Source organism: Pseudocitrobacter cyperus (assembly GCF_039889165.1).
Classification (GTDB): Bacteria; Pseudomonadota; Gammaproteobacteria; order Enterobacterales; family Enterobacteriaceae; genus Pseudocitrobacter; species Pseudocitrobacter cyperus.
Genome location: NZ_JAYMYY010000006.1, coordinates 110,379 through 137,342 on the forward strand (window position 1 = coordinate 110,379; position 26,964 = coordinate 137,342).

The following is a 26,964-nucleotide window of genomic DNA, read 5'->3' on the forward strand; positions in this document are numbered from 1 at the left end:
TTATTCAGGTTGTTCAAGTGATTTTATGTAGTCATAGATCGCCTGCTGGGCACGAACTTTACGTCGGTTGCCGCGCGGAACATAGCGATTACTCAGTTCTTTGTCGAGATAGCGTGCTTTCACCGTATCGCTGAACAGGATCTCGATAATATCGAGAATGCGCTGTTTCAGGCGCGGATCGAGTAACGGTGTTGCCACTTCAATTCGGTAGTCAATATTACGCGTCATCCAGTCGGCGGAGGAGAGATAAACCTGCTTGTCGCCGCCGTTATCGAAGATATAGACGCGATCGTGTTCCAGGTATCGGTCGACGATGCTGATGACGCGAATATTATCGCTCAAACCATCCAGTTCAGGGATCAATGAACACATGCCGCGAATCAGCAGGTTAACCTGTACACCGGAGCCGGATGCAGCATACAGCCTGTCTACCAGTCCCTTATCAACCAGATTGTTCAGTTTCAGCGTAATGCCTGCTGGTTTACCGTTTTGCGCGTTGGCAATTTCCCGGTCGATCATCTCGTAGAGAAGACGGCGGGAGTTTTGCGGTGAAACCATCAGATAATCGAAAGTGACTGGTCGGTAAGGGTTTTCAATGAAGTTAAACACCCGACGCACTTCGTTGGTGATGCGCGCATCGGCAGTCAGCAATGAGTAGTCGGTATAAATACGGGCGGTTTTTTCATTGAAGTTCCCGGTGCCAATATGGGCGTAGCGCACCACATCTTCACCCTCTTTACGCGAGATAAGGAACAGCTTGGCGTGAATTTTCAGCCCCGGTGCTGAGAAGATGACGTGCACACCGGCTTCCGTCAGACGCCTGGCCCAATGAATATTTGCTTCTTCATCGAATCGCGCCTGCAATTCCACCACCACGGTGACTTTCTTACCGTTATGGGCGGCGTGGATCATCGCATCAATGATGCGGGAATCTTTAGCGACGCGGTAGATGTTGATTTTGATAGCCAGTACGTTCGGATCGAACGAGGCCTGACGAAGCAGTTCCAGTACGTGTTCAAAGGTATGGTACGGGTAGTACAACAGCACATCGCGTTCGCGAATGGCATCGAAGCCGTTACGGAATTTGTCGAACCAGATATGGCGCAGACGCGGCATCGGTTTGTTAACCAGATTGGCTTTGCCGACGTTCGGGAAGCCAATAAAGTCTTTAAAGTTGTGGTAGCGGCCACCCGGAACGATGGAGTCGTAGCGGGAGATGGTGAGTTTTTTACGCAGCATTTCGACCATCGCGTCCGGCATATCACGCTGATAGACAAAACGTACCGGTTCGGCGGTCAAACGCTGTTTCAGACTGGAGGACATCAACTCCATCAGGCTCGATTCCATCTCGTGCACCAGATCGTACTCGGCGTCACGGGTCATTTTCATCGAGTAGGCATTCAGCGCATCGTAATCAAAGAAGCCTTTGAAAATATCGTCGAGACAGTAGCGAAGAATATTATCCAACAAAATCATTGGCTTGCGACGACGCGGCGTTTCCGGCGGCAGGTTCACAAAGCGTGGCACTTTATCTGATGGGATTTCCAGCAGCGCGTAGTTGGTTTCGTCGCCGCGAATAATCTCTACTGCCAGGTAGGTGTAGTCATCCTTCAGGAACTGCACCAGATCCGTTTCCCGGTTTAGCAAAATCGGGGTGATATGCTGGCGTAACTGATGTTTGAAGTAGTGGCGTAGCCAACTCTGCTGATTAACAGAGAGCTGACGTTCGTTGATCAGGAAGATCTGATTACGCGCCATCTCCAGCAGCAGTTCGTTATAAAGGCCGTCAAATTCCTGATCGGCTTTGAGTACGCGGGACTGGATCTTGCCCAACAGATGACGAGAGTGGGCGGTGGTGCCCTGTTCTTCGCTGATAATAATGCGCCGCTTCAGTTCGGCGAAACGCACTTTGTAAAATTCATCCAGGTTATTGGAGTAAATTCCCAGAAAACGCATGCGTTCTATCAATGGATTACTTTTATCCGCGGCTTCCTGGAGAACCCGCTCATTGAAGGATAACCAGCTTAGCTCTTTCTCGATATACAGTTTGTCCTGACCCATTACTACTTTCACTCCGTTCCATCCACGCGATATGGCCTGGCTATTATGGCGAGCATTGCAGTTGAATGTCCAACTGTGCCAAAAGAGTATGACACTTATTAAGCAATGGCAGGGACATTCATGACCAGAAAAATGTCTGCCGGGGGGCTTTGGCGGGTGGGATTGATTGTATGAAAATCACCGCAGAAAACTGCGGTGATTAAGATCACTCGTCTTCTGAAGCATAACCACTGGCAGGCAGTTTGACACCATCCAGCCACGCGGAGTTATCACACATTGTCAGACGGCCCTCGACAAACCAGCCTACCACTAGCGGATAAATGGCATGCTCCTGAGCCTGCACGCGCGCGGTAATATCGGCTTCGTCGTCACCGTCAAAAACGGGCACTTTGGCCTGTAAAATCACCGGCCCGCCGTCCAGCTCTTCGGTAACAAAGTGCACCGAGGTGCCGTGTACCGCGTCACCGTTTTCCAGCACCTGGCGATGGGTATTGAGGCCGGGATATTTTGGCAACAGGGAAGGGTGGATGTTCAGCAAACGCCCCTGATAGTGGCTGACAAACTCGGCGCTCAGAATACGCATATAGCCTGCCAGCACCACGATATCCGGCGCATAAGCGTCGATTTCGTGCATCAGCTCGCGGTCAAACGCTTCCCGGCTGGCGTACTGGCCGGCGGTTAATGCATGCTGTGGGATCCCCGCTTCAAGGGCGCGCTCAAGGCCGAACGCGTCGGCCTTATTGCTGAATACCGCACGAATGGTGCCCTTTATTCTCTTCTGCGCACAGGCGTCGATAATGGCCTGTAGGTTGCTTCCGTTGCCGGAAATGAGCACCACGATATTTTTCATTATTCGATGACCACACGCTGTTCGGAATCAGTGGCTTTGATATAGCCGATTTTCCACGCGTTTTCACCTTTTTCGTTCAGCAGGGCAATGGCTTTATCCGCTTCATCCGCTGCCAGCGCAATCACCATACCCACGCCGCAGTTGAAGGTACGGTACATTTCATGACGACTGACGTTGCCTGCGTCCTGCATCCAGTTAAAGATGGCAGGCCACTGCCAGGACGATTCATCGATAACCGCCTGAGTGTTCTCTGGCAATACGCGCGGAATATTTTCCCAGAAGCCGCCGCCGGTCAGATGCGCGATAGCGTGAACGTCAACGTTACCGATAAGCTCCAGAATAGATTTCACATAGATGCGGGTCGGGGCTAACAGATGGTCGGCGAGAGACTTGCCTTCCAGTTGTGTGGTTTCCGGATCGCAGCCGCTGACTTCCACAATTTTACGTACCAGCGAGTAGCCGTTAGAGTGCGGGCCGCTGGAGCCGAGCGCAATCAGCACGTCCCCGCCGGTGACTTTGGAGCCATCAATGATTTCTGATTTTTCCACTACGCCGACGCAGAAACCGGCGACATCGTAATCTTCACCGTGGTACATACCCGGCATTTCCGCTGTTTCGCCGCCCACCAGGGAACAGCCTGACTGCAAACAGCCTTCTGCGATACCGTTAATCACGCTGGCTGCCGTGTCGACATCCAGTTTGCCTGTCGCGTAGTAGTCGAGGAAGAACAGCGGTTCCGCGCCCTGAACAACCAGATCGTTTACGCACATGGCGACCAGATCGATCCCGATGGTGTCGTGACGTTTTAAATCCATCGCCAGACGCAGCTTGGTGCCAACGCCGTCAGTGCCAGAGACCAGCACCGGTTCACGATATTTTTGCGGCAGCGCGCACAATGCGCCGAATCCACCTAATCCACCCATCACTTCCGGGCGACGGGTTTTCTTCACCGTACCCTTGATTCGGTCAACCAGAGCGTTTCCTGCGTCAATATCAACACCGGCATCTTTATAGCTGAGAGAGGTTTTGTCGGTCACTGCTAAGTCTCCACGCGTTTGCGTTAGCAAGAAAAATCGGCGCAATTCTAACAGTCTAAGCAAACGTTTGCGAGCCCATTGTGCACCCATTTTTTAAGACTTCATTTTTTAGCGTTTCGCTTCCGGGGAGGGGCAACTTTGATACCGTTCACGAAAATGAAACCGGGTACATTTTTGTCCTTGCATCGCCGCCGGGGAATGCACATCATGCCACTGAAACCGGTTTCTGTTTTGTCCAAAACGAGAATGAGGGACGACTATGTCTGGATTTAAAGCGGGATTTCTGTGGGGCGGTGCGGTTGCTGCGCACCAACTGGAAGGCGGCTGGCAGGAGGGCGGGAAGGGGATCAGCGTGGCGGATGTCATGACTGCAGGCGCACATGGTGTGCCGCGGGAAATCACCGATGGCGTATTGCCCGGCAAAAATTACCCCAATCATGAGGCGATCGATTTCTATCATCGCTATAAAGACGATCTCAAACTGTTTGCTGAGATGGGTTACAAATGTTTCCGAACTTCTATCGCCTGGACGCGTATCTTTCCAAAAGGCGATGAACATGAGCCGAATGAAGCCGGTTTACAGTTCTATGATGATCTCTTTGATGAGTGCCTGAAGCTCGGCATTGAGCCGGTGATCACCCTGTCGCACTTCGAAATGCCGTATCACCTCGTCACCGAATATGGCGGCTGGCGAAACCGTAAGCTCATCGACTTCTTCGTGCGCTTTGCACAGGTGGTCTTCACGCGCTATCAGCACAAAGTGAAGTACTGGATGACCTTTAACGAGATCAACAACCAGGCCAACTTCCATGAAGATTTCGCCCCGTTTACCAACTCCGGGCTGAAATATCAGCCGGGGGAAGATCGCGAACCGGTGATGTATCAGGCGGCGCACTATGAACTGGTTGCCAGCGCACTGGCGGTGAAGGCGGGGCGTGAAATTAATCCGTCCCTGCAAATTGGCTGCATGATTGCCATGTGCCCCATCTATCCACTGACCTGCGCGCCAAATGACATGATGATGGCGATGAACGCGATGCATCGTCGCTACTGGTTTACCGATGTTCATGTGCGCGGGAAATATCCACAACATCTGCTGAGCTACTTCGAACGCCGCGGTTTTGCGCTGGATATCACCGAAGAAGACAAACAGGCGCTCACCCAGGGCTGTGTCGATTACATCGGTTTTAGCTACTACATGTCGTTTGCCACCAAAGCGACCGACGATAACCCGCAGCTTGATTACGATGAAACCACCAGCCTGGTCTCTAACCCATACGTGCAGAAATCCGACTGGGGCTGGCAGATTGACCCGGTAGGGCTGCGTTACTCGCTGAACTGGTTCTGGGATCACTATCAGTTGCCGCTGTTTATCGTCGAAAACGGCTTTGGCGCAATCGACGTGCTGGAAAGCGACGGCACGGTGAACGATCAGTACCGTATTGATTATCTCGCAGCGCACATTAAAGAGATGAAAAAAGCGGTGGTGGAAGATGGGGTTGACCTGATGGGGTATACGCCATGGGGCTGTATCGACCTGGTCTCCGCTGGTACCGGCGAGATGAAAAAACGCTACGGCTTTATCTATGTCGATAAAGATAACGAAGGTAATGGCACGCTGGCGCGCAGCCGTAAAAAATCATTCAACTGGTATAAAGAGGTGATTGCCTCCAACGGCGAGAAGCTGTAATCCACATCACTGGCGGCCAGTATCCTCTGGCCGCGACGTTTTTTTCTTCTGTTTTTGGCGGCGATCAATAACCACAGTTAGTGCGATACCTGCCGCACCCAGTAGCGTTAATACCCAGAAGGTGAGGGGGAAAGCGATATAGCTTTTGTGATGGCTGAACCATGCCGAATGGCACAGTTTAATGATGTCGGGCTCGCGCTTCACATAATCAAGGCAAATCCCGCTTCGGTTTTCCGGACTCCAGGCTACGTTACTGAAGTAGCCCGTTCTTTTGCGCCCATTTGCCCAATATTCAACGTTGAAGGTATAAAGATCGTGACAGTTAGCGCGGCGACCATACAGATGACATAATCCCTGTTTAGACGCTTCGTAGCCCGTGAGCCACGAGATATTATACGCCCGCACAGTCGTTGATACCGTATCGTGGCGCATCTGCACTTCATCAATAATGACCCAGCCCATCCAGAGGCTAAAAATCACGAAGGCGAACTGGTAACCCCTGACGAGCGTTTTTTCGAAGAGGGAAGCCTGCGTCCACGCTTTATCCTTCGCCGTTTTCCTTTTTTTCATGAAATGCGCATCCTGGCGCAAGCGGAGTTAAGAACGGATGATCGCTACTCTATTCCTGGCAACCCCACCTATGCTTGATCAGCATCAAGTAAAAAAATGTTGCCGGCCAAAAGAATGGCGGTATAATCCGTCGATTTTTTTTATGGCTGCCCCATTCAAAGGAGAAAGAGAATGAAGATTGTGGAAGTGAAACACCCACTCGTCAAACACAAGCTAGGCCTGATGCGCGAGAACGATATCAGTACTAAACGCTTCCGTGAACTCGCCTCCGAAGTCGGTAGCCTGCTGACTTATGAAGCCACTGCTGGTCTGGAAACAGAAAAAGTGACTATCGAAGGCTGGAACGGCCCGGTAGAGATTGACCAGATTAAGGGCAAGAAAATTACCGTTGTGCCTATCCTGCGTGCGGGCCTCGGCATGATGGATGGCGTGCTGGAAAACGTTCCGAGCGCGCGTATTAGCGTTGTCGGTATGTATCGCAATGAAGAGACGCTGGAGCCGGTTCCTTATTTCCAGAAACTGGTTTCCAATATCGACGAGCGTATGGCATTGATCGTTGACCCGATGCTGGCGACCGGTGGTTCGGTTATCGCCACCATCGACTTGCTGAAGAAAGCGGGTTGCTCCAGCATCAAAGTGCTGGTACTGGTTGCCGCGCCCGAAGGTATCGCTGCGCTGGAGAGCGCGCATCCGGACGTTGAGCTCTACACCGCGTCAATTGACCAGGGGTTAAATGAGCACGGATACATTATTCCGGGTCTCGGCGACGCTGGTGACAAAATCTTTGGTACGAAATAAGAAAATAAATCATTAAGAGCCGACTTTAGAGTCGGCTTTTTTTTGAATAAAAACCTATACGCAAAATCATTCAAGTTACATTGAGATGGCTTGAACGATGAAGTGTAAATGCTACTAACACACTGAGGAAAAACATTATGACGCGCCGTGCTATCGGAGTGAGTGAACGACCGCCGCTGTTACAGACGATCCCGCTTAGCTTGCAGCACTTGTTCGCCATGTTTGGCGCCACCGTTCTGGTGCCAGTCCTGTTCCATATCAACCCGGCAACCGTTCTGCTGTTCAACGGTGTGGGTACCTTGCTCTATCTCTTTATTTGTAAGGGTAAAATTCCTGCTTACCTCGGATCGAGCTTTGCATTTATTTCACCCGTCATGCTTCTGCTACCGCTTGGTTATGAGTTAGCGCTCGGTGGTTTTATCATGTGCGGCGTGCTGTTTTGCCTGGTGTCGTTTATCGTTAAAAAAGCCGGTAGCGGCTGGCTGGATGTCATGTTCCCACCGGCGGCGATGGGGGCAATTGTTGCCGTCATCGGCCTTGAACTGGCGGGAGTCGCGGCGAACATGGCTGGTCTGCTGCCGACGGAAGGGCAGATGCCAGATAGCAAAACCATTATTATCTCAATGGTGACGCTGGCGGTAACCGTGTTTGGTTCGGTTCTGTTTCGTGGTTTCCTCGCCATTATCCCGATTCTGATCGGTGTACTGGTGGGTTACGCGCTCTCCTTCGTGATGGGGGTTGTCGATACCACACCTATTGCTCAGGCGCACTGGTTCGCGCTGCCTACTTTCTACACTCCGCGCTTCGAATGGTTCGCCATTCTGACGATTCTTCCTGCGGCTCTGGTGGTCATTGCCGAGCACGTCGGCCACCTGGTGGTCACTGCGAATATCGTTAAAAAAGATCTTATCCGTGACCCAGGCCTGCACCGTTCAATGTTTGCTAACGGCCTGTCGACGGTGATTTCAGGCTTCTTTGGTTCGACGCCGAATACCACTTATGGCGAAAACATCGGCGTGATGGCGATTACCCGCGTCTACAGTACCTGGGTTATTGGCGGCGCTGCAGTTATTGCGATTTTGCTCTCCTGCGTCGGAAAACTGGCTGCCGCGATTCAGATCATTCCGCCGCCTGTCATGGGTGGTGTTTCCCTGCTGCTGTACGGCGTCATCGGCGCATCGGGTATCCGTGTTCTGATCGAATCGAAAGTTGACTACAACAAAGCACAGAACCTGATCCTGACCTCCGTGATTTTGATCATCGGGGTGAGTGGGGCTAAAGTGCACATTGGCGCAGCAGAGCTGAAAGGTATGGCGCTGGCAACCGTGGTTGGCGTCTGTCTGAGCTTGATCTTCAAACTGATCAGCGTGCTGCGCCCGGAAGAAGTGGTGCAGGATGCTGACGACAGCGACGTGTCAAGCCGCTGATCCTCTGACCGGGCGGTATGCCGCCCGGTTCTCTCATGGGATAAATCTGTGGTAAACTCGTCGCGATTTTACGTAAGCTCATGAAGAGGTTCCTCTGAACGCACCGGCACAGCTCTCTTTGCCACTCTATCTTCCCGACGATGAAACGTTTGCGAGTTTCTGGCCGGGCGATAACCCCTCTCTTCTTGCAGCCGTGCAAAACGTACTGCGCCAGGAACATAGCGGATATATCTATCTTTGGGCGCGGGAAGGGGCAGGGCGCAGCCATTTGCTGCATGCGGCCTGCGCAGAGCTCTCCGCTCGTGGAGACGCGGTGGGCTATGTTCCGCTGGATAAACGCACCTGGTTTGTACCGGAAGTGCTGGATGGCATGGAGCAACTGGCGCTGGTGTGCATCGATAATATCGAGTGCGTCGCCGGTGACGAACTCTGGGAAATGGCGATTTTCAATCTCTACAATCGAATCCTCGAAAGCGGAAATACCCGGCTACTGATCACCGGCGATCGCCCGCCTCGCCAGCTCAACCTGGGCTTGCCGGATCTCGCGTCTCGCCTCGACTGGGGGCAAATCTACAAGCTACAACCGCTCTCCGATGAAGATAAACTTCAGGCCTTACAGTTGCGCGCGCGCCTGCGCGGGTTTGAAATGCCGGAAGATGTCTGCCGTTTTCTGCTCAAACGGCTGGACAGAGAGATGCGGACGCTATTCTTAACGCTCGATCAGCTTGATCATGCGTCCATCACTGCCCAGCGGAAACTCACGATCCCGTTTGTGAAAGAGATTCTGAAGCTGTAGCGGTTAGTGTATTGCCGCTTCTGCCAGCTCGGTTTCTGCGACGCCGGTGATTTCCGTAATCAGTGTAGGGTCGAGCCCGTTTTTCAACATTGCGAGCGCAATACGCCGCGCTTCTTCGCCGCGCCCTTTCTGTTGCCCCTCTTCAGTTCCTCTGGCCCAGCCTTTCTGCTCAAGATATTCCGCAATGGTCATAAGCGTTCCCTCATGGTGTGACGTGCGCTGAGAAAGCTCGTGTAATAGCTTTTCAGGGTTCTCAGCCGTGCCGGTGTGCAACATGTAGTTCAGAATGGCAATCAGCCGATCTTTGCTAGTGTATCCCATTGTCAAAAGTGCAGCCAGCGGCGCGATTTGCCCGGAAAGATCCCGCAGGCGGATATGTTTTTGCAGCAGTTCGAGCGTTGCGATGCGCCGATGCTGCATTATCTCGCTATCCGGCACCACGGTAATATCGACCAGCGGAAAAGGGCGACAGTAGAGGCGTTTCGCCAGTTCCGGATCGGAGAACCCATCCAGCCAGCGCAGGCTGTACGGATAGGGGGTAACCTCGCCATGATAAAACAGCAACGGGATCACAATGGGGAGCGTCTTGTTATTTGCGTCCAGATGCCGCTGCATCACATCAAGTGAATAGCGCAGCATGCGAAATGCCATGTGTTTTTCCGGACTGCTTTGATGCTCTATCAGCGTATAAATATAACCCGTGCCTCTGCGGGTTTTTACCGAGTAGAGGATGTCTGAAATGCGTGAGCGTAGATTTTTCTCCACCATGCTGGTTGCCTCCAGCTTTAAGGTACTTAGATCGCAGAGGTCTCGCAGCGCGGGGGGCAGGTAGATATCGAGAAAATCACGCGCGGTGTCCACGTGGGCCATGAAATGTTTGAAAATTGCGTCGTGCGGTGTGGATGTTGTTTGCTCTTCCATCAGGTTTCCTCCATGAGATGTGTTTCAGTGGCGGGACTTTGACAGGAAGAAAAGGAGGCAGCAATGTGCAGATTTTCAGGCTGCGAGGCGCTATCCGTGGAACATTTCCGGACATGCAACATTGCATATAAACGACGAGGGCGCTCGCATATTTGTCGCGAAAAAGAAGAGGCCGCAGCCAGTGAAAGCCAACTGCGGCGGCGAGATTAGCTGACTATCTCCAGAACCTGTTCCGGTGGGCGACCAATACGCGCCTGGCCATTGCTGACCACAATCGGACGCTCAATAAGCTTCGGATTTTCTACCAGAGCCTGAATGAGCTGCGCTTCACTGAGTTGCGTGTCCGCCAGATTGAGCGACTTATAAAGTTCCTCTTTCTGACGCATTAGCTCGCGAGCGCTGCCCATGCCTAACATTTCCAGAAGTTGTTTAATGCCTTTAGCATCCGGCGGGGTTTCAAGATAGAGCACGACTTCCGGGTCGATGCCGTTTGCCTTCAACAGGCTTAATGTGTCGCGGCTCTTGGAACAGCGCGGGTTGTGGTAAATCTTTACCGCATCAGTCATAAAATCTCCACTGTGTCTGATGTGCTCTTATTTTCACCTTACATTTTCGTATAAGGACGGAAACGTTCTTGCAATTGCCGTAGCTGGTCGATACGCGCATCGTAGCGCGCCTGTTCGAGGCTTCTCAGCTTCACCTGGGCGCTGGCGCTGCTGAGCAGCGAGATAGCCTGGTCGAGACGCCCTACCAGCGCCATATTTTCAGCCCTGGCGGCAAGCTCCTGATCGCGGTGGCCCAGTTTGGCCTGCGCCTGTGCCAGTAGCTCCCAACCGTTGGTATCGTCTTTATTGTTGAAGGTATAGCGGTTAAGGATAGTTACCGCTTCTGATGCCTGTCCGGCTTCCAGCAGGGCATTTGCCAGGTTGAGTTGCAGAACCGGGTTGCTGCGCAGATCGCGGGCGCTTTTCAAACGGTTAATAGCATCGGCGGCCTTGTTCTGCCCAAGGTCGATATCCGTTGCCAGGTCAAGATACCACGGGTTCTGCGGGTCGGCGCTCAGCAGCGGTTTGAGCAGATTACTGGCCTGGGCGTTGTTTTTGGCTTCCATGGCCTGTAGCGCCCGGCCATATTGCGCCGCGTGTTGTTCGCGAATATTCCCTTTGGACCAGCTATCGAGCAGGTCACTGGTTAACTGGTTCTGCCCGGAGTTATACATACCAAGCGTTCGTGCTTTCGCCAGGTAGAAATCTGCGGAGGATTGCACCACCATCGGTTTCATCTGGTTGGCGCGGTTACGTGCATCTGCCAGACGGCTTTCCGGAAGGGGGTGAGTGAGCAGCATTTCCGGCGGGCGCGATGAATAGCGCGCCTGATCGAGCAATTTATCCATAAACGCCGGCATTGCCTGCGGATCAAACCCCGCGCGTTGCAATACCTGAATACCGATGCGGTCAGCTTCCTCTTCATTTTGACGGGTAAAACTGATCATACTCTGCTGCGTTCCGGCAAGCGTACCGCTCAGTGCCGCCATTCCAGCCTGCGGGCTGGCCATCGCCAACAGAATTGAGCCCAGCGCCCCCACCCAGGTCAATGGCGCGTTACGTTTTTGATCTTCCATCGCACGCGCCAGGTGGCGCTGGGTGACGTGGGAGATTTCGTGCGCCATTACCGAGGCCAGTTGGCTTTCGTTATCAGAGTAGCGGAACAACGCCGAGTGCAGCACCACGTTTCCGCCAAAGAAGGCGAAGGCGTTGATATCGTCGTTGTTGATTAAATAGAAATGGAAAGGCGTTCGCACTGACCAGGCGTGCGACACCAGGCGCATGCCCAGCGTATTAATATATTGCACCAGCAAGGGGTCGTTGATAAGCGGCGCGCTGCCGCGCAACTGGCGTACATAGAAATCCCCCATCTGCATCTCCTGACCGATGGAGAGCGTGCTTCCTGCTGAGGTGCCCATATCCGGCAATGTATCAGCCGCATCCGCAAAAACGGGCGCGGCCTGGCCCAGCGTGAGGGCTGCAATAAGGGATGCCACCAGCGTTTTTTTCAACTGCCTGAACATAACACCTCTGTCCTGTAATGTGGGATGTTTCAGTTTGACCAACAGGGTGGCGTTACGTTCCCTGCGGGGCGATTTGGGCAGTTTATCTGGCCGCAAAGAGGTTGAAAATGATATTCACATAACTTTTATCGATTGTGTCTATAAATAGAAAAAGCGAAGTCTTTTCTGTGACATTTCGATACAATTCGGGGACTGTGTCCGCTGATGTGCGTCAGGGAAGTTTTTATGCTCGAAATGTTGATGCAGTGGTATCGCCGACGGTTTAGCGACCCGGAAGCGATAGCGCTGCTGGTTATTCTGGTGGCAGGTTTTGGCATCCTGTTTTTCTTTAGTGGTCTGTTAGCGCCACTGCTGGTAGCCATTGTGCTCGCGTATCTGCTGGAGTGGCCCACTATTCGCCTGGAAAAACTGGGCTGGTCGCGACGCTGGGCGACCTCGGCCGTGTTGGTCGTCTTTGTCGGTATTTTGCTACTGATGGCCTTTGTGGTCATGCCGGTAGCCTGGCAGCAGGGCATCTATTTGATTCGCGATATGCCCGGTATGCTCAATAAGCTCTCCGATTTTGCCGCCACGTTGCCGCGCCGCTATCCGGCGCTAATGGATGCGGGCATCATTGATGCAATGGCGGAAAACATGCGCGCAAGAATGCAGACCATGGGCGACTCGGTGGTGAAATACTCGGTGGCGTCTCTGGTTGGCCTGCTGACACTGGCGGTTTATCTGGTGCTGGTGCCGCTGATGGTCTTCTTCCTGGTGAAGGACAAAGAGCAGATGTTGAACGCGGTGCGTCGTGTGCTGCCGCGTAATCGTGGCCTGGCGGGCCTGGTGTGGAAGGAGATGAACCAGCAAATCACCAACTATATTCGCGGCAAGGTGCTGGAAATGGTGGTGGTCGGCGTAGCGACCTGGATTGGCTTTATTCTTTTTGGCCTCAACTATTCACTGCTACTCGCCGTGCTGGTGGGCTTTTCGGTGTTAATCCCGTATATCGGTGCATTCGTCGTAACCATTCCTGTGGTGTGTGTGGCGCTGTTCCAGTTTGGTCTTGGTACTGAGTTCTGGAGCCTGTTTGCGGTGTACCTCATTATTCAGGCGCTGGATGGTAACCTGCTGGTGCCGGTGCTCTTCTCTGAAGCGGTGAATCTGCATCCGCTGGTGATTATTCTGTCGGTGGTGATTTTCGGCGGGCTGTGGGGATTTTGGGGCGTTTTCTTCGCCATTCCTCTGGCGACGCTGATTAAAGCGGTGGTGCATGCCTGGCCGGATGGGCTGGTGGCCGAAAACGAATAAAAAAAGCCGACGAAAACGTCGGCTTTTTACATCATGCGCTCTCTTTGAGCCAGTTCAGCACCACATCGTGGTGATTACTGGTTTTGAAATCGTCAAAAACGTGTTCGATTTTGCCATCGGCATCAATCAGGAAGCTGATACGATGAATGCCGTCATAGGTTTTACCCATAAACGACTTCTCACCCCAAATACCAAACTGTTCACAGACCTGATGATCTTCATCGGACAGCAGCGTGAAGTTCAGCAGCTCTTTTTCAGCAAAGCGGGAGAGTTTTTCTGGCTTGTCGGTACTGATGCCCAGCACTTCTACGCCCGCTTTTTTCAACTCATCCATATTGTCACGCAAACCGCAGGCCTGCACGGTGCAGCCCGGCGTCATGGCCTTCGGGTAGAAATAGACCAGTACACGTTGTCCCTGGAAGTCGGTCAAATTTACTTGCTCGCCGTCTTGATCGGGCAAACTAAATTTCGGTGCGATGTCACCGGCTTTCAGTGGGTTCATTAGGCAACTCCATCTTGTTCGTCATGCTGAGAATGATTTATGACGTTTATACTGCCTTGTGCTTTCAATTCTGTACATAGGGCTTTGAACGCTTGCTCAATATTTGATGCATTTTTCGTAGCAGGGCTGTGCGCTGTTATCTGAATGAAGAGCTGCGGCAAGGTATCTTGTTCGCCTGGCTGGGTACGGGAAACCAGTTCAGCAATATTCATCTCCCAGGAATCAATCAGGGCGGTGAAGCGCTCAATGATATGCGGAGAGTCGGGCACCTCAACCTGCACCCATACGGTTGAAGGCATCGCGGGTCGCGGACGCGCAGTTGTGCGCTTCATCACGATAAGCAGATCCAGCTCTGCGCCTTTCAACGGCAGTGTCGATTCAATCAGGGTGATGGCGTTCCATGTGCCTGAAAGCAGCATGATGAACGTGAACTCATCGCCGAGCATAGCCAGTCTGCTGTCCTCAATGTTGCAGCCGCAGCTACTGACGTGACGCGTAATGGTATTGACAATGCCAGGGCGATCGGCCCCCAGGGCTGTAATGACCAGATAGTGTTGTAATGTGGCTGTCAAACCGGTGCTTCCTTCAAAAAGGTGAGGTATTCCCTAGGAAAGCATAAAAAAAACCGGCATACAACATTCTGAGGGGCTTCAGTCTCTTGCTTTTATTACAGTACCAAACGTACCATTGAGACTCATGTCCGCACGTCAGCACAGAGGATGGCCCCATGTTCACGGGAAGTATTGTAGCGCTTGTCACGCCGATGGATGAGAAAGGTAATGTCGACCGTTCAAGCCTGAAAAAACTGATTGATTACCATGTCGCCAACGGAACCTCGGCGATTGTATCTGTAGGGACGACAGGAGAATCGGCGACGCTTGGCCACGATGAGCATGGCGATGTCGTGATGATGACCGTTGAGCTGGCCGATGGCCGTATTCCGGTTATCGCGGGTACCGGGGCGAATGCCACCGCAGAGGCCATTAGCCTGACCCAGCGTTTCAACAATACGGGCGTTGTCGGTTGCCTGACCGTCACCCCTTATTACAACCGTCCTACCCAGGAAGGGTTGTTCCAGCACTTCAAAGCGATCGCAGAACATACTGACTTGCCGCAAATTCTGTATAATGTGCCGTCTCGTACTGGTTGCGATATGCTGCCGGAGACCGTGGGTCGCCTTGCGAAAATAAAAAATATTATCGCAATCAAGGAAGCAACAGGGAACTTAAGTCGTGTTCACCAGATCAAAGAGCTGGTTTCAGACGATTTCATCCTGCTGAGCGGTGATGATGCGACCGGTCTGGACTTCATGCAGCTTGGCGGGCAGGGTGTGATTTCCGTCACTGCGAACGTTGCTGCACGTGATATGGCAGAAATGTGTAAACTGGCTGCCGCTGGCGAGTTTGCGAAAGCGCGCGTCATCAACCAACGTCTGATGCCGCTGCACAATAAATTATTTATCGAACCCAATCCTATCCCGGTTAAATGGGCATGTAAGGAGTTGGGACTTGTAGCAACCGATACGATGCGTCTGCCAATGACACCTATCACCGACCACGGTCGTGATATTGTGGCCAGTGCAATGAAGCACGCCGGTTTGCTGTAAAGTTTAGGGAGATTTGATGGCTTACTCAGTACAGAAGTCGCGCCTGGCAAAGGTTGCGGGTGTTTCACTTGTCCTGCTGCTCGCGGCGTGTAGTTCCGACTCGCGTTACAAGCGCCAGGTGAGCGGCGATGAATCCTATCTGGATGCCGCGCCGTTAAGTGAACTTCACGCACCGGCTGGCATGATCCTGCCGGTTGAACGCGGTGATTATAATATTCCGGTTGCCAACGGTAGCGGCGCAGTAGGTAAAGCCCTGGACATTCGTCCGCCGGCACAGCCTCTGGCGCTGGTTTCTGGTGCGCGCACGCAGTTCACTGGCGATACGGCCACGTTGCTGGTTGAAAGTGGCCGTAGCGGCAACCTGTGGCCGCAGGTAGTGAGCATCCTTCAGGGTAAAAACTACACCATCGACAAGCGTGACGATGCTACCCAGACCTTAACCACCGACTGGGTCGAGTGGAATCGCCTCGATGAAGACCAGCAGTATCGTGGTCGTTATCAAGTCTCCGTGAAACCGCAGGGCTATCAGCAGGCTGTCGTGGTCAAACTGGTGAACCTGGAGCAGGCGGGTAAACCGGTTGCTGATACCGCGTCGCTGCAGCGCTATAGCGCTGAGATGCTGAATGTTATCTCTGCGGGTCTCGATCAAAAAGCCACCGCGGCGCAGAATGCATCGCAAAGCTCCGCCGGCGCAACCTTCGACGTGCAGAGCGCGGCGGATGACACCGGCCTGCCAATGCTGGTGGTGCGTGGCCCATTCAACCAGGTATGGCAACGTCTGCCGGGCGTACTGGAAAAAGTGGGCATGAAAGTGACCGACAGCACCCGTTCTCAGGGCAGCATGAATGTGACTTACAAGCCGCTGTCTGACAGCGACTGGCAGGCGCTGGGCGCAAGCGATCCGGGCCTCGCATCGGGCGATTACAAACTGCAGATAGGCGACCTCGATAACCGCAGTAGTCTGCAATTCATTGACCCGAAAGGTCATACGCTGACCCAGTCGCAGAACGATGCGCTGGTGGCTGTCTTCCAGGCAGCATTCAGCAAGTAATATTCAGGGCTGGAGCAATCCAGCCCTTTTTTCTGATATGATACGCAAACGTGTGCGTCAGCGGAAAAGCGGCAAGTTTACAGTTAAATCTCACCAGGAGTAATTAAGATGCAAAAGCAAGCTGAGTTGTATCGTGGTAAAGCGAAAACCGTCTACAGTACGGAAAACCCGGATCTGTTGGTGCTCGAGTTCCGTAACGATACGTCAGCAGGGGACGGTGCTCGCATTGAGCAGTTTGACCGTAAAGGGATGGTGAACAACAAGTTCAATCACTTCATTATGAGCAAACTGGAAGAAGCCGGTATCCCGACCCAGATGGAACGTCTGCTCTCTGACACCGAATGTCTGGTGAAAAAACTGGATATGGTGCCGGTAGAGTGCGTGGTGCGTAACCGTGCGGCGGGCTCGCTGGTGAAGCGCTTAGGCATTGAAGAAGGTATCGAGCTGAACCCACCGCTGTTCGATCTGTTCCTGAAAAACGATGCGATGCATGACCCGATGGTCAACGAATCCTACTGCGAAACCTTCGGTTGGGTGAGCAAAGAAAACCTCGCGCGGATGCAAGAACTGACCTTCAAAGCAAACGATGTCCTGAAAAAATTGTTTGATGACGCTGGCCTTATCCTCGTCGATTTCAAGCTGGAATTTGGTCTGTTCAAAGGTGAAGTCGTGCTGGGTGATGAATTTTCCCCGGATGGCAGCCGTCTGTGGGATAAACAAACCATGGATAAAATGGATAAAGACCGTTTCCGCCAGAGCCTCGGCGGCCTGATTGAAGCTTACGAAGAAGTGGCGCACCGTCTGGGTGTTAAACTGGACTGATTCCCGTCATGGCTTTGTATCACAGAGGGTGCCAGCACCCTCTGAACTTCCCCGTTATTTCCTGTGGTAATCCTCGCCTGAACCGCCTACGATCATAACTATTATTAATATGATAAGTTCGAGGTAGTTATGCGTTGGCAAGGTCGTCGCGAAAGCGACAATGTTGAAGACAGACGAAATGATTCCGGTTCGCCGATTTCAGGCGGCGGGCGAAACATTCGTATTCCCAGCGGTAAAGGCGGCATCATTCTGCTGATTGTCGTGGTTGTCGCAGGCTATTACGGCGTCGATCTCACCGGCTTTCTGACCGGGGAACCGGTATCGCAGCAATCCTCCCAACAACGGAGCGTTAGCCCTCAGGATAACGAAGCCGCCAAATTCACCTCGGTAATACTTGCGACCACGGAAGACACCTGGACGCAGCAGTTTGAAAAAATGGGTAAAACCTATCAGGCGCCAAAACTGGTGATGTATCGCGGCGCGACGCGCACCGGCTGTGGCACAGGTCAGTCGGTGATGGGGCCGTTCTATTGCCCGGCGGACACCACCGTGTATATCGATCTCTCTTTCTACGATGATATGAAAGAGAAACTGGGGGCGGATGGCGACTTTGCTCAGGGCTATGTGATTGCTCATGAAGTTGGGCACCATGTGCAAAAACTGCTGGGTATTGAGCCAAAAGTTCGCCAGATGCAGCAGAATGCCTCTGAATCACAAGTGAACCAGCTTTCAGTGCGTATGGAACTGCAGGCCGACTGTTTTGCAGGCGTCTGGGGCCATGCGATGCAGCAGCAGGGCGTGCTTGAAGCAGGCGACCTGGAAGAGGCGCTGAACGCCGCGGAAGCCATTGGCGACGATCGCCTTCAGCAGCAGAGTCAGGGACGCGTGGCGCCGGATAGCTTCACTCACGGTACATCACAGCAGCGTTACACCTGGCTGAAACGTGGCCTGGATAGCGGTGACCCGGCACAGTGCAATACCTTCGGCAAAACGCTGTAAGTAATGAATCGCAATCATGGATGAACTTTTAAGCCTTGTGCCGCGCATGGCGCAGGAAGGTGTACGCCGCTTGTTGGTTATCAGCGGCGAGTCACACTGGGCACAGCAGCAGGCGCAAGCCTTTCGTGACGACGCTCAGGCCGATGTATTGTGGGTGGGGCCTGAAGTGCAAGCGGAGCCGTACTGCGCGCCAGCAAAGCTGGTGACGCTGCTGGGGCGTGAGTTTCAGCACGCTATCTTTGATGCCCGCCAGGGTTTCGACGTTTCAGCCTTTGCCGCACTTGCCGGCACGTTGCGCGCCGGAAGCTGGCTGTTGCTGCTGGTGCCTGAATGGGCGCGATGGCCTCATCAGCCGGATACCGATTCCCTGCGCTGGAGCGACTCGCCAGAAGCGATTGCCACGCCGCGCTTTGTGCACCATTTTTGCAAAGTGTTGCGCGAAAGCCCTGAAGCACTGCTGTGGCGGCAGGGGGATGCCTTCCCGGACGTTAATTTACCCTCGCGCCCACGCTGGCTACGCGCCAGCGGTGAGCCGGATGCGGAACAAGCGGCGATCCTCAACGCGCTGGCGGATCATCCTGCGGGCGTTACCGCCATTACCGCCGAGCGTGGGCGTGGCAAATCGGCTCTGGCGGGGATGCACATCCGCAGCCTGAAGGGGCGAGCCATCGTCACCGCGCCAACGCGGGCATCTGCTGACGTCATTGCTGCTTTTGCCGGCGAGCGTTTTCACTTTATGGCGCCGGACGCCCTGCTGGCTTCTACTGAAACCGCAGACTGGCTGGTGGTGGATGAAGCCGCCGCCATTCCCGCGCCATTGCTGGAACAACTAGCCTCACGCTTCCCACATCTTTTGCTGGCCACCACCGTTCAGGGCTATGAAGGCACGGGACGGGGATTCCTGCTGAAATTCTGCGCACATTTCCCCGCGTTACAGCAATTTACGCTCAACACGCCCGTCCGGTGGGCACAGGGCTGCCCGCTGGAAGCGGTGGTGAATGATCTGCTGATTTTCGCTGACGATAGCTTTAGCGTTTCCCCATCCGGCCCGTTAAGTTTCAGGGCGATAGAACAGGCGCAATGGCTGTCGGAGCCTAAGCTCCCCACGGCGATGTACCAGCTACTTTCCGGCGCCCACTACCGCACATCGCCGCTCGATTTACGGCGGATGATGGATGCGCCGGGTCAACACTTTCTTGCCGCTGAAAGCCCCAACGGCCTTGCCGGAGCGCTCTGGCTGGTGGATGAAGGTGGGCTTTGTGCTGAATTAAGTCAGGCTGTGTGGGCGGGTTTTCGCCGACCGCGCGGCAACCTGGTGGCGCAGTCGCTCGCAGCACATGGCGGCAGCCCGCTGGCGGCGACGCTGAAGGGGCGGCGTATCAGCCGCGTTGCGGTGCACCCTTTGCGCCAGCGTGAGGGCATCGGTTCCGCGCTGATTGCCCGCGCCTGTGAGTCCGCGACAGGTTGTGATTACCTCTCCGTCAGCTTCGGTTATACGAAAGAACTCTGGCATTTCTGGCAGCGCTGTGGCTTCACGCTGGTGCGTATTGGCACCCAGCGTGAATCCAGCAGTGGATGTTATGCGGCGATGGCGCTTTTTCCTCTCACCGGGGCGGGAAGAGTACTGACGCAGCATGAACACCTGCGTTTATGCCGTGAGTGGCGCTGGCTGAGTGGCTGGGTTGATGAGAAATTGAGTCTGCCGCAGGCTCCGCTGACTATGCTTAATGATGAAGCGTGGTGGGATCTGGCGGGCTTTGCTTTCGCTCATCGTCCGCTGTTGGCTACGCTGGGTAATCTGCATCTGCTGGTTGCTCAAAGTCCTTTACCGATGGTGGCGCTACGCCGCAGGCTGGCAGGCGAAGGGGAAGCTGAACTCTGCGCCGCACTGGGCCTTCATGGACGTAAAGCGCTGCTTGCCCGGTTACGGGATGAAGTGGCTCTGGCGATGGCTGGGCTGGACTGTCAGCGCACGGAACGGCTGCGTATGCAGTTAAAGCAGGTGCAATTTTTTTAACTATCTCATTCAGTTAAATGGCATGGTCATTCTTTGTGGCCAGCGTAAACTGACCCGCAACAAAGGAGATAGCCATGAAACACGATCATTTTGTCGTTCAAAGCCCCGCTCAACCCGCGCAACAGTTACTGCTGTTGTTTCATGGCGTGGGTGATAACCCGGTGGCAATGGGGCAAATTGGCAGTTGGTTCGCACCGCTGTTTCCTGATGCGCTGATTGTCAGCATTGGTGGCGCAGAGCCTTGTGGCCCGGCTCCGGCGCGTCAGTGGTTCTCCGTGCAGGGCGTGACCGAAGAGAACCGCCAGGCGCGCGTGGATGCCATTATGCCGACCTTTATCGAAACGGTTCGCTACTGGCAAAAGCAGAGCGGCGTTGGCCCGCTGGCAACCGCATTAATTGGTTTCTCGCAAGGCGCGATTATGTCGCTTGAGAGCGTCAAAGCGGAACCCAATCTGGCGTCCCGCGTGATTGCCTTTAATGGCCGCTATGCGACGCTGCCTGAAACCGCATCGACCTCCACGACGGTGCATTTGATTCACGGCGGTGAAGATCGGGTTATTGACCTTGCGCATGCTGTTGCGGGTCAGGAAGCCTTATTGGCAGCAGGCGGAGATGTAACGCTGGATATCGTAGACGATCTGGGGCACGCGATTGACGAACACAGTATGCAGTTTGCGCTCGATCATCTGCGCTACACCATTCCGAAACATTACTTCGATGAAGCGTTAAGCGGCAGTACGCCGAAAAATGATGATTTGATTGAGATGTTATAAAAAAACAGGGCCGGATTTCCGGCCCATTTTTTACGGCTTTTTCGACTGATCGTGTTTCGGCCAATCGTCTTCGTCATCCCATTTCGCATTGTTATCACGGTGCGGAGGGAGTTCCGGCTTATTGGCGAGAAATTTTTTATGATCGACGCGATTGAGATCTTTAATCACGTTGATCATCACGCCAACCAGAAAAATCAGTACCAGAATCCACCAGTATTTTGCCAGCCAGTCCATGCGCGTTACCTCTTAATGTGTTGTCAGGCGACAAGCTGTTCCATAATGCGCTGGTACATTCGCGCCAGCAGTTGCAAATCGGCGGCGTTCACACATTCATTAATTTTATGAATTGTGGCATTCACGGGCCCCAGTTCCACCACCTGTGCACCCATCCTGGCGATAAATCGACCATCCGATGTGCCGCCCGTCGTCAACAGTTGCGGTTTAATTTCATTATAGTGCGCAATGGCGTTGACCACCGCGTCAACCAGTTTACCGCTTTCTGTCAGAAACGGCTGCCCGGAAATCCACCATTCGACGCTGTAGCGAAGCTGATGTTTCTCCAGCAACGCAATAACGTGCGCTTTGATCATCTCATCAGTGAGTTCGGTGCTGAAACGGAAGTTAAACTGCACGAACAGATCGCCCGGGATCACGTTGTTGCTGCCGGTGCCCGCCTGAATGTTAGCGATCTGCATACTGGTAGGCGGGAAAAACTCGTTGCCCTGATCCCACTCGATCGCCACCAGTTCATTAAGCCATGGTGCGGCGCGGTGAACCGGGTTATCTGCCAGATGCGGATAGGCCACATGACCCTGGACGCCGTGAATGGTCAGGTTGCAGGTCATTGAACCGCGACGGCCATTTTTCACCACATCGCCAACCACCTCGGTGCTGGACGGCTCGCCCACCAGGCAGTAATCCAGACGCTCATTGCGCGCCATCAGGGCTTCAACGACTTTCACCGTGCCATTTTTGGCGCTGGCTTCTTCATCGGAGGTGATAAGAAAGGCCAGACGCCCCTGATGATTCGGGTTCTGCGCGACAAAACGTTCGGCGGCAACCACCATGGCAGCCAGTGAACCTTTCATATCTGCCGCACCGCGGCCAAACAGCATGCCGTCGCGGATGGTCGGTTCGAAGGGCGGGTTGATCCAGCGATCGGCATCGCCGGATGGTACGACATCCGTATGGCCCGCAAAGGCAAGCGTTTCTCCCTGACCGCGCCATGCCCAGAAATTCTGGGTATCGCCAAAATCCATATGCTCGATGGTAAAGCCCGCTGCGCGCAGGCGTTCAATCATAAGCGCCTGGCAGCCCGCATCATCTGGGCTAAGGGAAGGGCGGCGAATAAGCTGCTGAGCCAGCTCAATGACCGGGCAAGACATAGACTACACCTCATTAATTAACTGCTGATGTTTGCGTGTTTTCTTAACCGGTGCAGAGTCAGTTTGCGTGCTCCGCACCGTGTGTGCTGTTACTGGCAGGTGGATTATTTACCGGCTGCCGGGGTGATGTTAGCCAGCCACTGGCTATAACGTTCATCACTGAAACCCAGCAGCATAGGCTGTGCGGGCGCGCAGAGCAATGGGCGTTTGATGATTGCCGGCATTTCCAGCATCAATGCCGCCGCGCTGTCGGTGTTGTTGATGCCTGCGCGAATGCTTTCATCCAGCTTGCGCCAGGTGGTGCCGCGTGTATTGAGCAATGCTTCCCAGCCCAGTTCATTTATAAAGGAGGCTAATAATTCTGCCGACAGCCCATCCGTGCGATAGTCATGAAAACGATACTCAACCTGGTGTTCATCCAGCCAGCGGCGGGCTTTTTTTATCGTGTCACAATTTTTAATTCCATACAGGGTGATCATCTATTGTCAGCCTTATTTTTATCGGTTAGCAGGTTTAATGTGAGTGCAAATATACACGGAATAGTCTTAGCGATCCGTATTATCAATTAATTCAGGAAGATTTCAAAATCCAGATGAATAAAACCTCATAACATCTGCATACTATTTCTGATAGGGGCGAGGAAACGACTGATGGGGGAGAACGAAGGGGCCCCAGAGCGGGCACTATGGCCTTTATAACCGTTTCTGGCCTCGCTTTTTCATCATTAAATGCGATACCGCGGAACTATTGCAAAATGTTGCTGTACGTCACATAAAATTAAACTCAGCAGGCTCATAGTTACCGCAAGAAGTGAAAGCAGTCCTGGAGGCAACAATCATAGCAATAGGGTAATCGATCTTCACAGGTCATAAAATTCCACGTAAGATATCCATAATAATAAGAGAGGCTGTTATGATTGAACGTGAACTGGGGAACTGGAAAGATTTTATTGAAGTCATGCTTCGTAAATGATTTCCTCAATGTGATTAAGGGCGCGCTGTTCTTCTTCTCATTATCCATCAAATAAAAAGGCGACTGGATGGTCGCCTTTTTATTTCCGGTTATTCCGGTTTCTCTTTGAGCGGGAATCGACGACGCACCAGCACGAAGAACAGCGGCACGAAGAAAATAGCGAGAACCGTTGCTGAAATCATCCCGCCCATCACGCCGGTGCCCACGGCGTGCTGCCCGCCAGAGCCTGCGCCAGTGCTGGTCGCCATTGGCAGAACACCGAAGATAAACGCCAGTGAGGTCATCAGAATGGGGCGCAGACGCTGACGGCAGGCGTCCAGTGTCGCCTGAAGAAGGTCTTCCCCTTCCTGATTTCGCTCGTTAGCAAATTCGACAATCAGAATGGCGTTCTTCGCCGATAGCCCGATAACCGTCAGCAGCCCTACCTGGAAGTAAACGTCGTTTTCCAGCCCGCGCATCCACGTCGCCAGCAGCGCGCCGATCACGCCAAGCGGTACCACCAGCATTACCGAGAATGGTACCGACCAGCTCTCATACAGCGCGGCGAGGCAAAGGAATACCACCAGGAGCGAGATAGCATAGAGCGCCGGAGCCTGGGCACCAGAGAGGCGCTCCTGATAGGACATTGCCGTCCACTCCAGACCAAAGCCCACCGGAAGCTGGCGCACCAGATTTTCCATAATATCCATCGCCGTCCCGGTACTGACGCCCGGCGCGGCTTCACCGACAATTTCCAGCGCTGAATAACCGTTGTAACGTTCCAGACGCGGCGAGCCTGTCTCCCAGCGCGACGTCGCAAAGGCGGAAAACGGCACCATCTGACCGGACTGGTTACGCACATACCACAGGTTGATATCTTCCGGCAGCATGCGGTATTTCGCCGCCGACTGAACGTAGACTTTCTTCACGCGGCCGCGATCCATAAAGTCGTTGACGTAGCTTGAGCCCCACGCGGTTTGCAGGGTGTCATTGATATCATCAATCGACACGCCGAGCGCCTGCGCTTTACGCTGGTCGATATCGACCTGCAACTGCGGGCTATCATCGAGGCCGTTGTGACGCACACGGGTCAGTTCCGGATTTTTGGCCGCCATTTCCAGCAGTTGGTCACGGGCTGACATCAGCGCATCGTGGCCCGCGCCTGCGTGATCCTGAAGCTCCATATCGAACCCGGCAGAGCTGCCCAGGCCGCTGATAGCAGGCGGGCTGCTGGCAAAGACGCGCGCCTCATTAATTTTATTAAACGCTTTGGTCGCGCGCTCGATAATGGCAAATGAGGTGCCGGTTTTGCTGTCTCGCTCGTCCCAGTCTTTCAGGCGCACGAACATACGCGCCACGTTCTGCCCGTTACCGCCAGGGCCGGAGCCTATAGTGGCGAAAATCGAGGTAACGTTATCCTTCTCATTGGCGAAGAAGTAATCTTCAACTTTCTGCACCACTTTAAGGGTTTGCTGTTGCGTCGCCCCGCTGGGCAACTGCACTGAGGTGGTAAACATGCCGCGATCTTCCTGCGGCAGGAAGGAGGTGGGCAGGCGCAGGAACAGGAACACCATGCCGCCCAGCAACAGGACATAAATCACAATCCAGCGCAGGCTGCGATGGAGAATTTTCGCCACGCCTGATTCATAACGGCGTGAGCTGCTATCAAAGACGCGGTTAAACCAGCCGAAAAAGCCTTTCTTCGTATGCTGGGATTCCCCTTTGTGGATGGGCTTCAGCAGAGTAGCGCACAGGGCAGGGGTCAGGATCATTGCCACCAGTACTGACAGCACCATCGCCGCGACAATGGTTATCGAGAACTGACGGTAGATTGCCCCGGTGGTGCCGCCAAAAAAGGCCATCGGGATAAACACGGCGGAAAGCACCATCGCAATACCGACCAGCGCTCCCTGAATCTGCCCCATCGATTTGCGCGTGGCCTGCCGGGGTGTAAGCCCTTCCTCGCTCATAATACGCTCGACGTTTTCAACCACCACGATGGCGTCATCCACCAACAGGCCGATAGCCAGCACCATCGCAAACATGGTGAGGGTGTTGATACTGTAGCCGAAGGCGTAGAGCGTCGCGAAAGTCCCCATCAGAACCACCGGTACGGCAATCGTTGGGATAAGCGTCGCGCGGAAGTTTTGCAGGAACAGATACATCACCAGGAACACCAGCAGGATAGCTTCCAGCAGGGTTTTCACCACGTCGGTGATAGACGCTTTAACGAAGGAGGTAGTTTCGTAGGCGACCTTATACTCCAGCCCGCGCGGAAAGTACTCTTTCAGTTCATCCAGCCGTGCAATAACCCGTTCCGCGGTCGCCATTTCATTCGCCCCGGAAGCCAGTTTTACCCCAAGCCCCGAAGCGGCATTGCGGTTAAAACGGCTGAGGTAATCATATTTTTCCGCACCCATTTCCACTTCGGCGACATCGCCCAGGGTGACGACGGAGCCGTCCTGATTGACGCGCAGCGTGATATCGCGGAACTGCTCTGGTGTTTGTAACAGCGACTGCGCGTTGATGGTGGCATTCAGCGCCTGCTTATCGACGGAAGGCGTTCCGCCCAATTGGCCGACCGCCACCTGGGCGTTCTGTGAGGAAATGGCGTCCGTGACATCTTTGGTGGTGAGCTGGAAGCTATTCAGTTTAGCCGGGTCAAGCCAGATACGCATCGAATACTGCGAGCCGTAGGCATCGATATCGCCCACGCCGTTTACACGGCTGAGTGGCTCCTGAATATTACTGGCAACATAGTCAGCAATATCCTGTTTATCCATGCTGCCATCGGTGGAAACAAAAGCGATGGTCAGGATGTTGGTGTCGCCGGTTTTACGCACGGTGACGCCCTGGGTTTGCACCGCCTGAGGCAGTTTACGCAGTGCCGACTGAAGTTGGTTTTGCACCTGCTGAACGGCTTCGTCCGGGTCGGTTCCGGCAATAAAACTCAGCGTTACGGTTGCCTGACCCGTCGCGCTGCTTTGTGATGACATGTACATCAGGTTATCGAGGCCGGTCATGTTCTGCTCGATAACCTGGGTGACGGTGTTCTCCAGCGTCTGTGCGGACGCCCCCGGATAGTTCGCGGTGATGCGCACGTTCGGCGGCGCAAGATCGGGATATTGCTCAACTGGCAATGAAAAAATAGCCAGGGTTCCCGTCAGACATAACAGGATTGCCAGTACCCAGGCAAAAATGGGGCGATCGATGAAGAAATTCGCCATCAGGAAGAGACCTCGTTATACGTATTTTTAATGACGCCAATGCTTGAAACACTCTAGCCGCAAGGCTCCCGGCAATCGTGGAGAAATTAAGGAGATAGTGTAAATTATCATGCCGCTTTTCTG

The 26,964-nt window shown here is 53.7% G+C and carries 25 protein-coding genes; 12 read left to right on the forward strand and 13 right to left on the reverse strand.

What is annotated here, in order from left to right; translation table 11 throughout:
• The 3 genes from ppk1 to purM form a co-directional block, all read right to left on the reverse strand.
• Positions 1-2,061, reverse strand: coding sequence for a polyphosphate kinase 1 (ppk1, locus tag VSR74_RS18265; protein WP_347796163.1), 2,061 nt, complete (start codon positions 2,059-2,061; stop codon positions 1-3).
• 205 nt (positions 2,062-2,266) lie between these two features.
• Positions 2,267-2,911 carry a phosphoribosylglycinamide formyltransferase gene (gene purN / locus VSR74_RS18270; RefSeq protein ID WP_347796037.1) on the reverse strand — a complete coding sequence of 215 codons (645 nt, stop codon included), beginning with the start codon at positions 2,909-2,911 and terminating at the stop codon, positions 2,267-2,269.
• Positions 2,911-3,948 carry a phosphoribosylformylglycinamidine cyclo-ligase gene (gene purM, locus VSR74_RS18275; RefSeq protein WP_347796038.1) on the reverse strand — a complete coding sequence of 346 codons (1,038 nt, stop codon included), beginning with the start codon at positions 3,946-3,948 and terminating at the stop codon, positions 2,911-2,913. The genes purN and purM overlap by 1 nt, the downstream gene beginning before the upstream one ends.
• A gap of 259 nt (positions 3,949-4,207) precedes the next feature.
• Between purM and VSR74_RS18280 the strand changes: the two genes are divergently transcribed.
• Entirely contained in the window at positions 4,208-5,638 is a 1,431-nt protein-coding gene (locus tag VSR74_RS18280) for a 6-phospho-beta-glucosidase (protein WP_347796039.1), read from the forward strand.
• A gap of 6 nt (positions 5,639-5,644) precedes the next feature.
• Here the strand turns inward: VSR74_RS18280 and VSR74_RS18285 are convergent, their stop codons facing one another.
• Entirely contained in the window at positions 5,645-6,208 is a 564-nt protein-coding gene (locus tag VSR74_RS18285) for a hypothetical protein (protein ID WP_347796040.1), read from the reverse strand.
• A gap of 171 nt (positions 6,209-6,379) precedes the next feature.
• Between VSR74_RS18285 and upp the strand changes: the two genes are divergently transcribed.
• The 3 genes from upp to VSR74_RS18300 all read left to right on the forward strand — a co-directional run bounded on the left by upp (position 6,380) and on the right by VSR74_RS18300 (position 9,229).
• Positions 6,380-7,006 (forward strand): uracil phosphoribosyltransferase, encoded by a 627-nt coding sequence (gene upp / locus VSR74_RS18290; RefSeq protein ID WP_347796041.1) that lies wholly within the window; start codon positions 6,380-6,382, stop codon positions 7,004-7,006.
• Positions 7,007-7,143: 137 nt separating this feature from the next.
• Complete coding sequence (gene uraA, locus VSR74_RS18295; RefSeq protein WP_347796042.1) at positions 7,144-8,433, forward strand: uracil permease; 1,290 nt, start codon at positions 7,144-7,146, stop codon at positions 8,431-8,433.
• A gap of 94 nt (positions 8,434-8,527) precedes the next feature.
• On the forward strand, positions 8,528-9,229 hold the full coding sequence (locus VSR74_RS18300) for a DnaA inactivator Hda (protein ID WP_347796164.1): 702 nt from the start codon (positions 8,528-8,530) through the stop codon (positions 9,227-9,229).
• A gap of 3 nt (positions 9,230-9,232) precedes the next feature.
• On the opposite strand, the gene VSR74_RS18305 is transcribed toward VSR74_RS18300, so the two are convergent.
• The 3 genes from VSR74_RS18305 to bepA all read right to left on the reverse strand — a co-directional run bounded on the left by VSR74_RS18305 (position 9,233) and on the right by bepA (position 12,218).
• The gene (locus tag VSR74_RS18305; RefSeq protein WP_347796043.1) at positions 9,233-10,150 is read right to left on the reverse strand and encodes an Rpn family recombination-promoting nuclease/putative transposase; all 918 of its coding nucleotides are present in this window, start codon (positions 10,148-10,150) and stop codon (positions 9,233-9,235) included.
• A 206-nt stretch (positions 10,151-10,356) separates the two neighbouring features.
• The gene (gene arsC, locus VSR74_RS18310; RefSeq protein ID WP_347796044.1) at positions 10,357-10,716 is read right to left on the reverse strand and encodes an arsenate reductase (glutaredoxin); all 360 of its coding nucleotides are present in this window, start codon (positions 10,714-10,716) and stop codon (positions 10,357-10,359) included.
• A 38-nt stretch (positions 10,717-10,754) separates the two neighbouring features.
• Positions 10,755-12,218, reverse strand: coding sequence for a beta-barrel assembly-enhancing protease (gene bepA / locus VSR74_RS18315; RefSeq protein WP_347796045.1), 1,464 nt, complete (start codon positions 12,216-12,218; stop codon positions 10,755-10,757).
• A 225-nt stretch (positions 12,219-12,443) separates the two neighbouring features.
• Here bepA and VSR74_RS18320 point away from each other — a divergent pair, with 225 nt between their 5' ends.
• A complete protein-coding gene (locus tag VSR74_RS18320) occupies positions 12,444-13,508 on the forward strand; it encodes an AI-2E family transporter (protein ID WP_347796046.1) in 1,065 nt (354 codons plus the stop codon).
• Positions 13,509-13,539: 31 nt separating this feature from the next.
• Here VSR74_RS18320 and bcp read toward each other — a convergent pair whose 3' ends face one another.
• Together bcp and VSR74_RS18330 are read right to left on the reverse strand one after the other, a co-directional pair.
• Positions 13,540-14,010, reverse strand: coding sequence for a thioredoxin-dependent thiol peroxidase (bcp, locus tag VSR74_RS18325; RefSeq protein ID WP_347796047.1), 471 nt, complete (start codon positions 14,008-14,010; stop codon positions 13,540-13,542).
• Positions 14,010-14,582, reverse strand: a complete 573-nt coding sequence (locus tag VSR74_RS18330) for a glycine cleavage system transcriptional repressor (RefSeq protein ID WP_347796048.1) — start codon at positions 14,580-14,582, stop codon at positions 14,010-14,012. Before VSR74_RS18330 ends, bcp begins: the two co-directional genes overlap by 1 nt.
• A 155-nt stretch (positions 14,583-14,737) precedes the next feature.
• On the opposite strand from VSR74_RS18330, the gene dapA reads away from it, so the two are divergent.
• The 6 genes from dapA to ypfH all read left to right on the forward strand — a co-directional run bounded on the left by dapA (position 14,738) and on the right by ypfH (position 21,278).
• Positions 14,738-15,616, forward strand: coding sequence for a 4-hydroxy-tetrahydrodipicolinate synthase (dapA, locus tag VSR74_RS18335; RefSeq protein ID WP_347796049.1), 879 nt, complete (start codon positions 14,738-14,740; stop codon positions 15,614-15,616).
• Between the two features lie 16 nt (positions 15,617-15,632).
• Positions 15,633-16,667 (forward strand): outer membrane protein assembly factor BamC, encoded by a 1,035-nt coding sequence (bamC, locus tag VSR74_RS18340; protein WP_347796050.1) that lies wholly within the window; start codon positions 15,633-15,635, stop codon positions 16,665-16,667.
• Positions 16,668-16,775: 108 nt separating this feature from the next.
• Positions 16,776-17,489: a phosphoribosylaminoimidazolesuccinocarboxamide synthase gene (gene purC / locus VSR74_RS18345; protein ID WP_347796051.1), complete on the forward strand. Its 714-nt coding sequence runs from the start codon at positions 16,776-16,778 to the stop codon at positions 17,487-17,489.
• A 129-nt stretch (positions 17,490-17,618) separates the two neighbouring features.
• Positions 17,619-18,488 carry a KPN_02809 family neutral zinc metallopeptidase gene (ypfJ, locus tag VSR74_RS18350; RefSeq protein WP_347796052.1) on the forward strand — a complete coding sequence of 290 codons (870 nt, stop codon included), beginning with the start codon at positions 17,619-17,621 and terminating at the stop codon, positions 18,486-18,488.
• A 16-nt stretch (positions 18,489-18,504) separates the two neighbouring features.
• On the forward strand, positions 18,505-20,505 hold the full coding sequence (locus tag VSR74_RS18355; RefSeq protein ID WP_347796053.1) for a tRNA(Met) cytidine acetyltransferase TmcA: 2,001 nt from the start codon (positions 18,505-18,507) through the stop codon (positions 20,503-20,505).
• A gap of 74 nt (positions 20,506-20,579) precedes the next feature.
• Positions 20,580-21,278, forward strand: coding sequence for an esterase (gene ypfH / locus VSR74_RS18360; RefSeq protein WP_347796054.1), 699 nt, complete (start codon positions 20,580-20,582; stop codon positions 21,276-21,278).
• Positions 21,279-21,308: 30 nt separating this feature from the next.
• On the opposite strand, the gene VSR74_RS18365 is transcribed toward ypfH, so the two are convergent.
• From VSR74_RS18365 to VSR74_RS18375, 3 genes are all read right to left on the reverse strand, one after another.
• Positions 21,309-21,512, reverse strand: a complete 204-nt coding sequence (locus tag VSR74_RS18365; protein WP_347796055.1) for a YpfN family protein — start codon at positions 21,510-21,512, stop codon at positions 21,309-21,311.
• A 23-nt stretch (positions 21,513-21,535) separates the two neighbouring features.
• The gene (gene dapE, locus VSR74_RS18370; RefSeq protein ID WP_347796056.1) at positions 21,536-22,663 is read right to left on the reverse strand and encodes a succinyl-diaminopimelate desuccinylase; all 1,128 of its coding nucleotides are present in this window, start codon (positions 22,661-22,663) and stop codon (positions 21,536-21,538) included.
• Between the two features lie 104 nt (positions 22,664-22,767).
• Positions 22,768-23,142 (reverse strand): ArsC family reductase, encoded by a 375-nt coding sequence (locus tag VSR74_RS18375; RefSeq protein ID WP_347796057.1) that lies wholly within the window; start codon positions 23,140-23,142, stop codon positions 22,768-22,770.
• A gap of 433 nt (positions 23,143-23,575) precedes the next feature.
• Between VSR74_RS18375 and ypfM the strand changes: the two genes are divergently transcribed.
• The gene (ypfM, locus tag VSR74_RS18380; RefSeq protein ID WP_001386977.1) at positions 23,576-23,635 is read left to right on the forward strand and encodes a protein YpfM; all 60 of its coding nucleotides are present in this window, start codon (positions 23,576-23,578) and stop codon (positions 23,633-23,635) included.
• An 89-nt stretch (positions 23,636-23,724) separates the two neighbouring features.
• Here the strand turns inward: ypfM and acrD are convergent, their stop codons facing one another.
• Entirely contained in the window at positions 23,725-26,841 is a 3,117-nt protein-coding gene (acrD, locus tag VSR74_RS18385; RefSeq protein WP_347796058.1) for a multidrug efflux RND transporter permease AcrD, read from the reverse strand.
• Positions 26,842-26,964: the final 123 nt, after the last annotated feature.

Coding starts and splice junctions, on each gene's coding strand:
- VSR74_RS18365 (WP_347796055.1), bottom strand. CDS start 21,512: ATGGACTGGCTGGCAAAATACTGGTGGATTCTGGTACTGATTTTTCTG.
- bamC (WP_347796050.1), top strand. CDS start 15,633: ATGGCTTACTCAGTACAGAAGTCGCGCCTGGCAAAGGTTGCGGGTGTT.
- bepA (WP_347796045.1), bottom strand. CDS start 12,218: ATGTTCAGGCAGTTGAAAAAAACGCTGGTGGCATCCCTTATTGCAGCC.
- ypfH (WP_347796054.1), top strand. CDS start 20,580: ATGAAACACGATCATTTTGTCGTTCAAAGCCCCGCTCAACCCGCGCAA.
- arsC (WP_347796044.1), bottom strand. CDS start 10,716: ATGACTGATGCGGTAAAGATTTACCACAACCCGCGCTGTTCCAAGAGC.
- uraA (WP_347796042.1), top strand. CDS start 7,144: ATGACGCGCCGTGCTATCGGAGTGAGTGAACGACCGCCGCTGTTACAG.
- VSR74_RS18285 (WP_347796040.1), bottom strand. CDS start 6,208: ATGAAAAAAAGGAAAACGGCGAAGGATAAAGCGTGGACGCAGGCTTCC.
- ppk1 (WP_347796163.1), bottom strand. CDS start 2,061: ATGGGTCAGGACAAACTGTATATCGAGAAAGAGCTAAGCTGGTTATCC.
- dapE (WP_347796056.1), bottom strand. CDS start 22,663: ATGTCTTGCCCGGTCATTGAGCTGGCTCAGCAGCTTATTCGCCGCCCT.
- VSR74_RS18320 (WP_347796046.1), top strand. CDS start 12,444: ATGCTCGAAATGTTGATGCAGTGGTATCGCCGACGGTTTAGCGACCCG.
- ypfJ (WP_347796052.1), top strand. CDS start 17,619: ATGCGTTGGCAAGGTCGTCGCGAAAGCGACAATGTTGAAGACAGACGA.
- VSR74_RS18280 (WP_347796039.1), top strand. CDS start 4,208: ATGTCTGGATTTAAAGCGGGATTTCTGTGGGGCGGTGCGGTTGCTGCG.
- VSR74_RS18355 (WP_347796053.1), top strand. CDS start 18,505: ATGGATGAACTTTTAAGCCTTGTGCCGCGCATGGCGCAGGAAGGTGTA.
- upp (WP_347796041.1), top strand. CDS start 6,380: ATGAAGATTGTGGAAGTGAAACACCCACTCGTCAAACACAAGCTAGGC.
- purN (WP_347796037.1), bottom strand. CDS start 2,911: ATGAAAAATATCGTGGTGCTCATTTCCGGCAACGGAAGCAACCTACAG.
- VSR74_RS18375 (WP_347796057.1), bottom strand. CDS start 23,142: ATGATCACCCTGTATGGAATTAAAAATTGTGACACGATAAAAAAAGCC.
- bcp (WP_347796047.1), bottom strand. CDS start 14,010: ATGAACCCACTGAAAGCCGGTGACATCGCACCGAAATTTAGTTTGCCC.
- acrD (WP_347796058.1), bottom strand. CDS start 26,841: ATGGCGAATTTCTTCATCGATCGCCCCATTTTTGCCTGGGTACTGGCA.
- dapA (WP_347796049.1), top strand. CDS start 14,738: ATGTTCACGGGAAGTATTGTAGCGCTTGTCACGCCGATGGATGAGAAA.
- purC (WP_347796051.1), top strand. CDS start 16,776: ATGCAAAAGCAAGCTGAGTTGTATCGTGGTAAAGCGAAAACCGTCTAC.
- VSR74_RS18305 (WP_347796043.1), bottom strand. CDS start 10,150: ATGGAAGAGCAAACAACATCCACACCGCACGACGCAATTTTCAAACAT.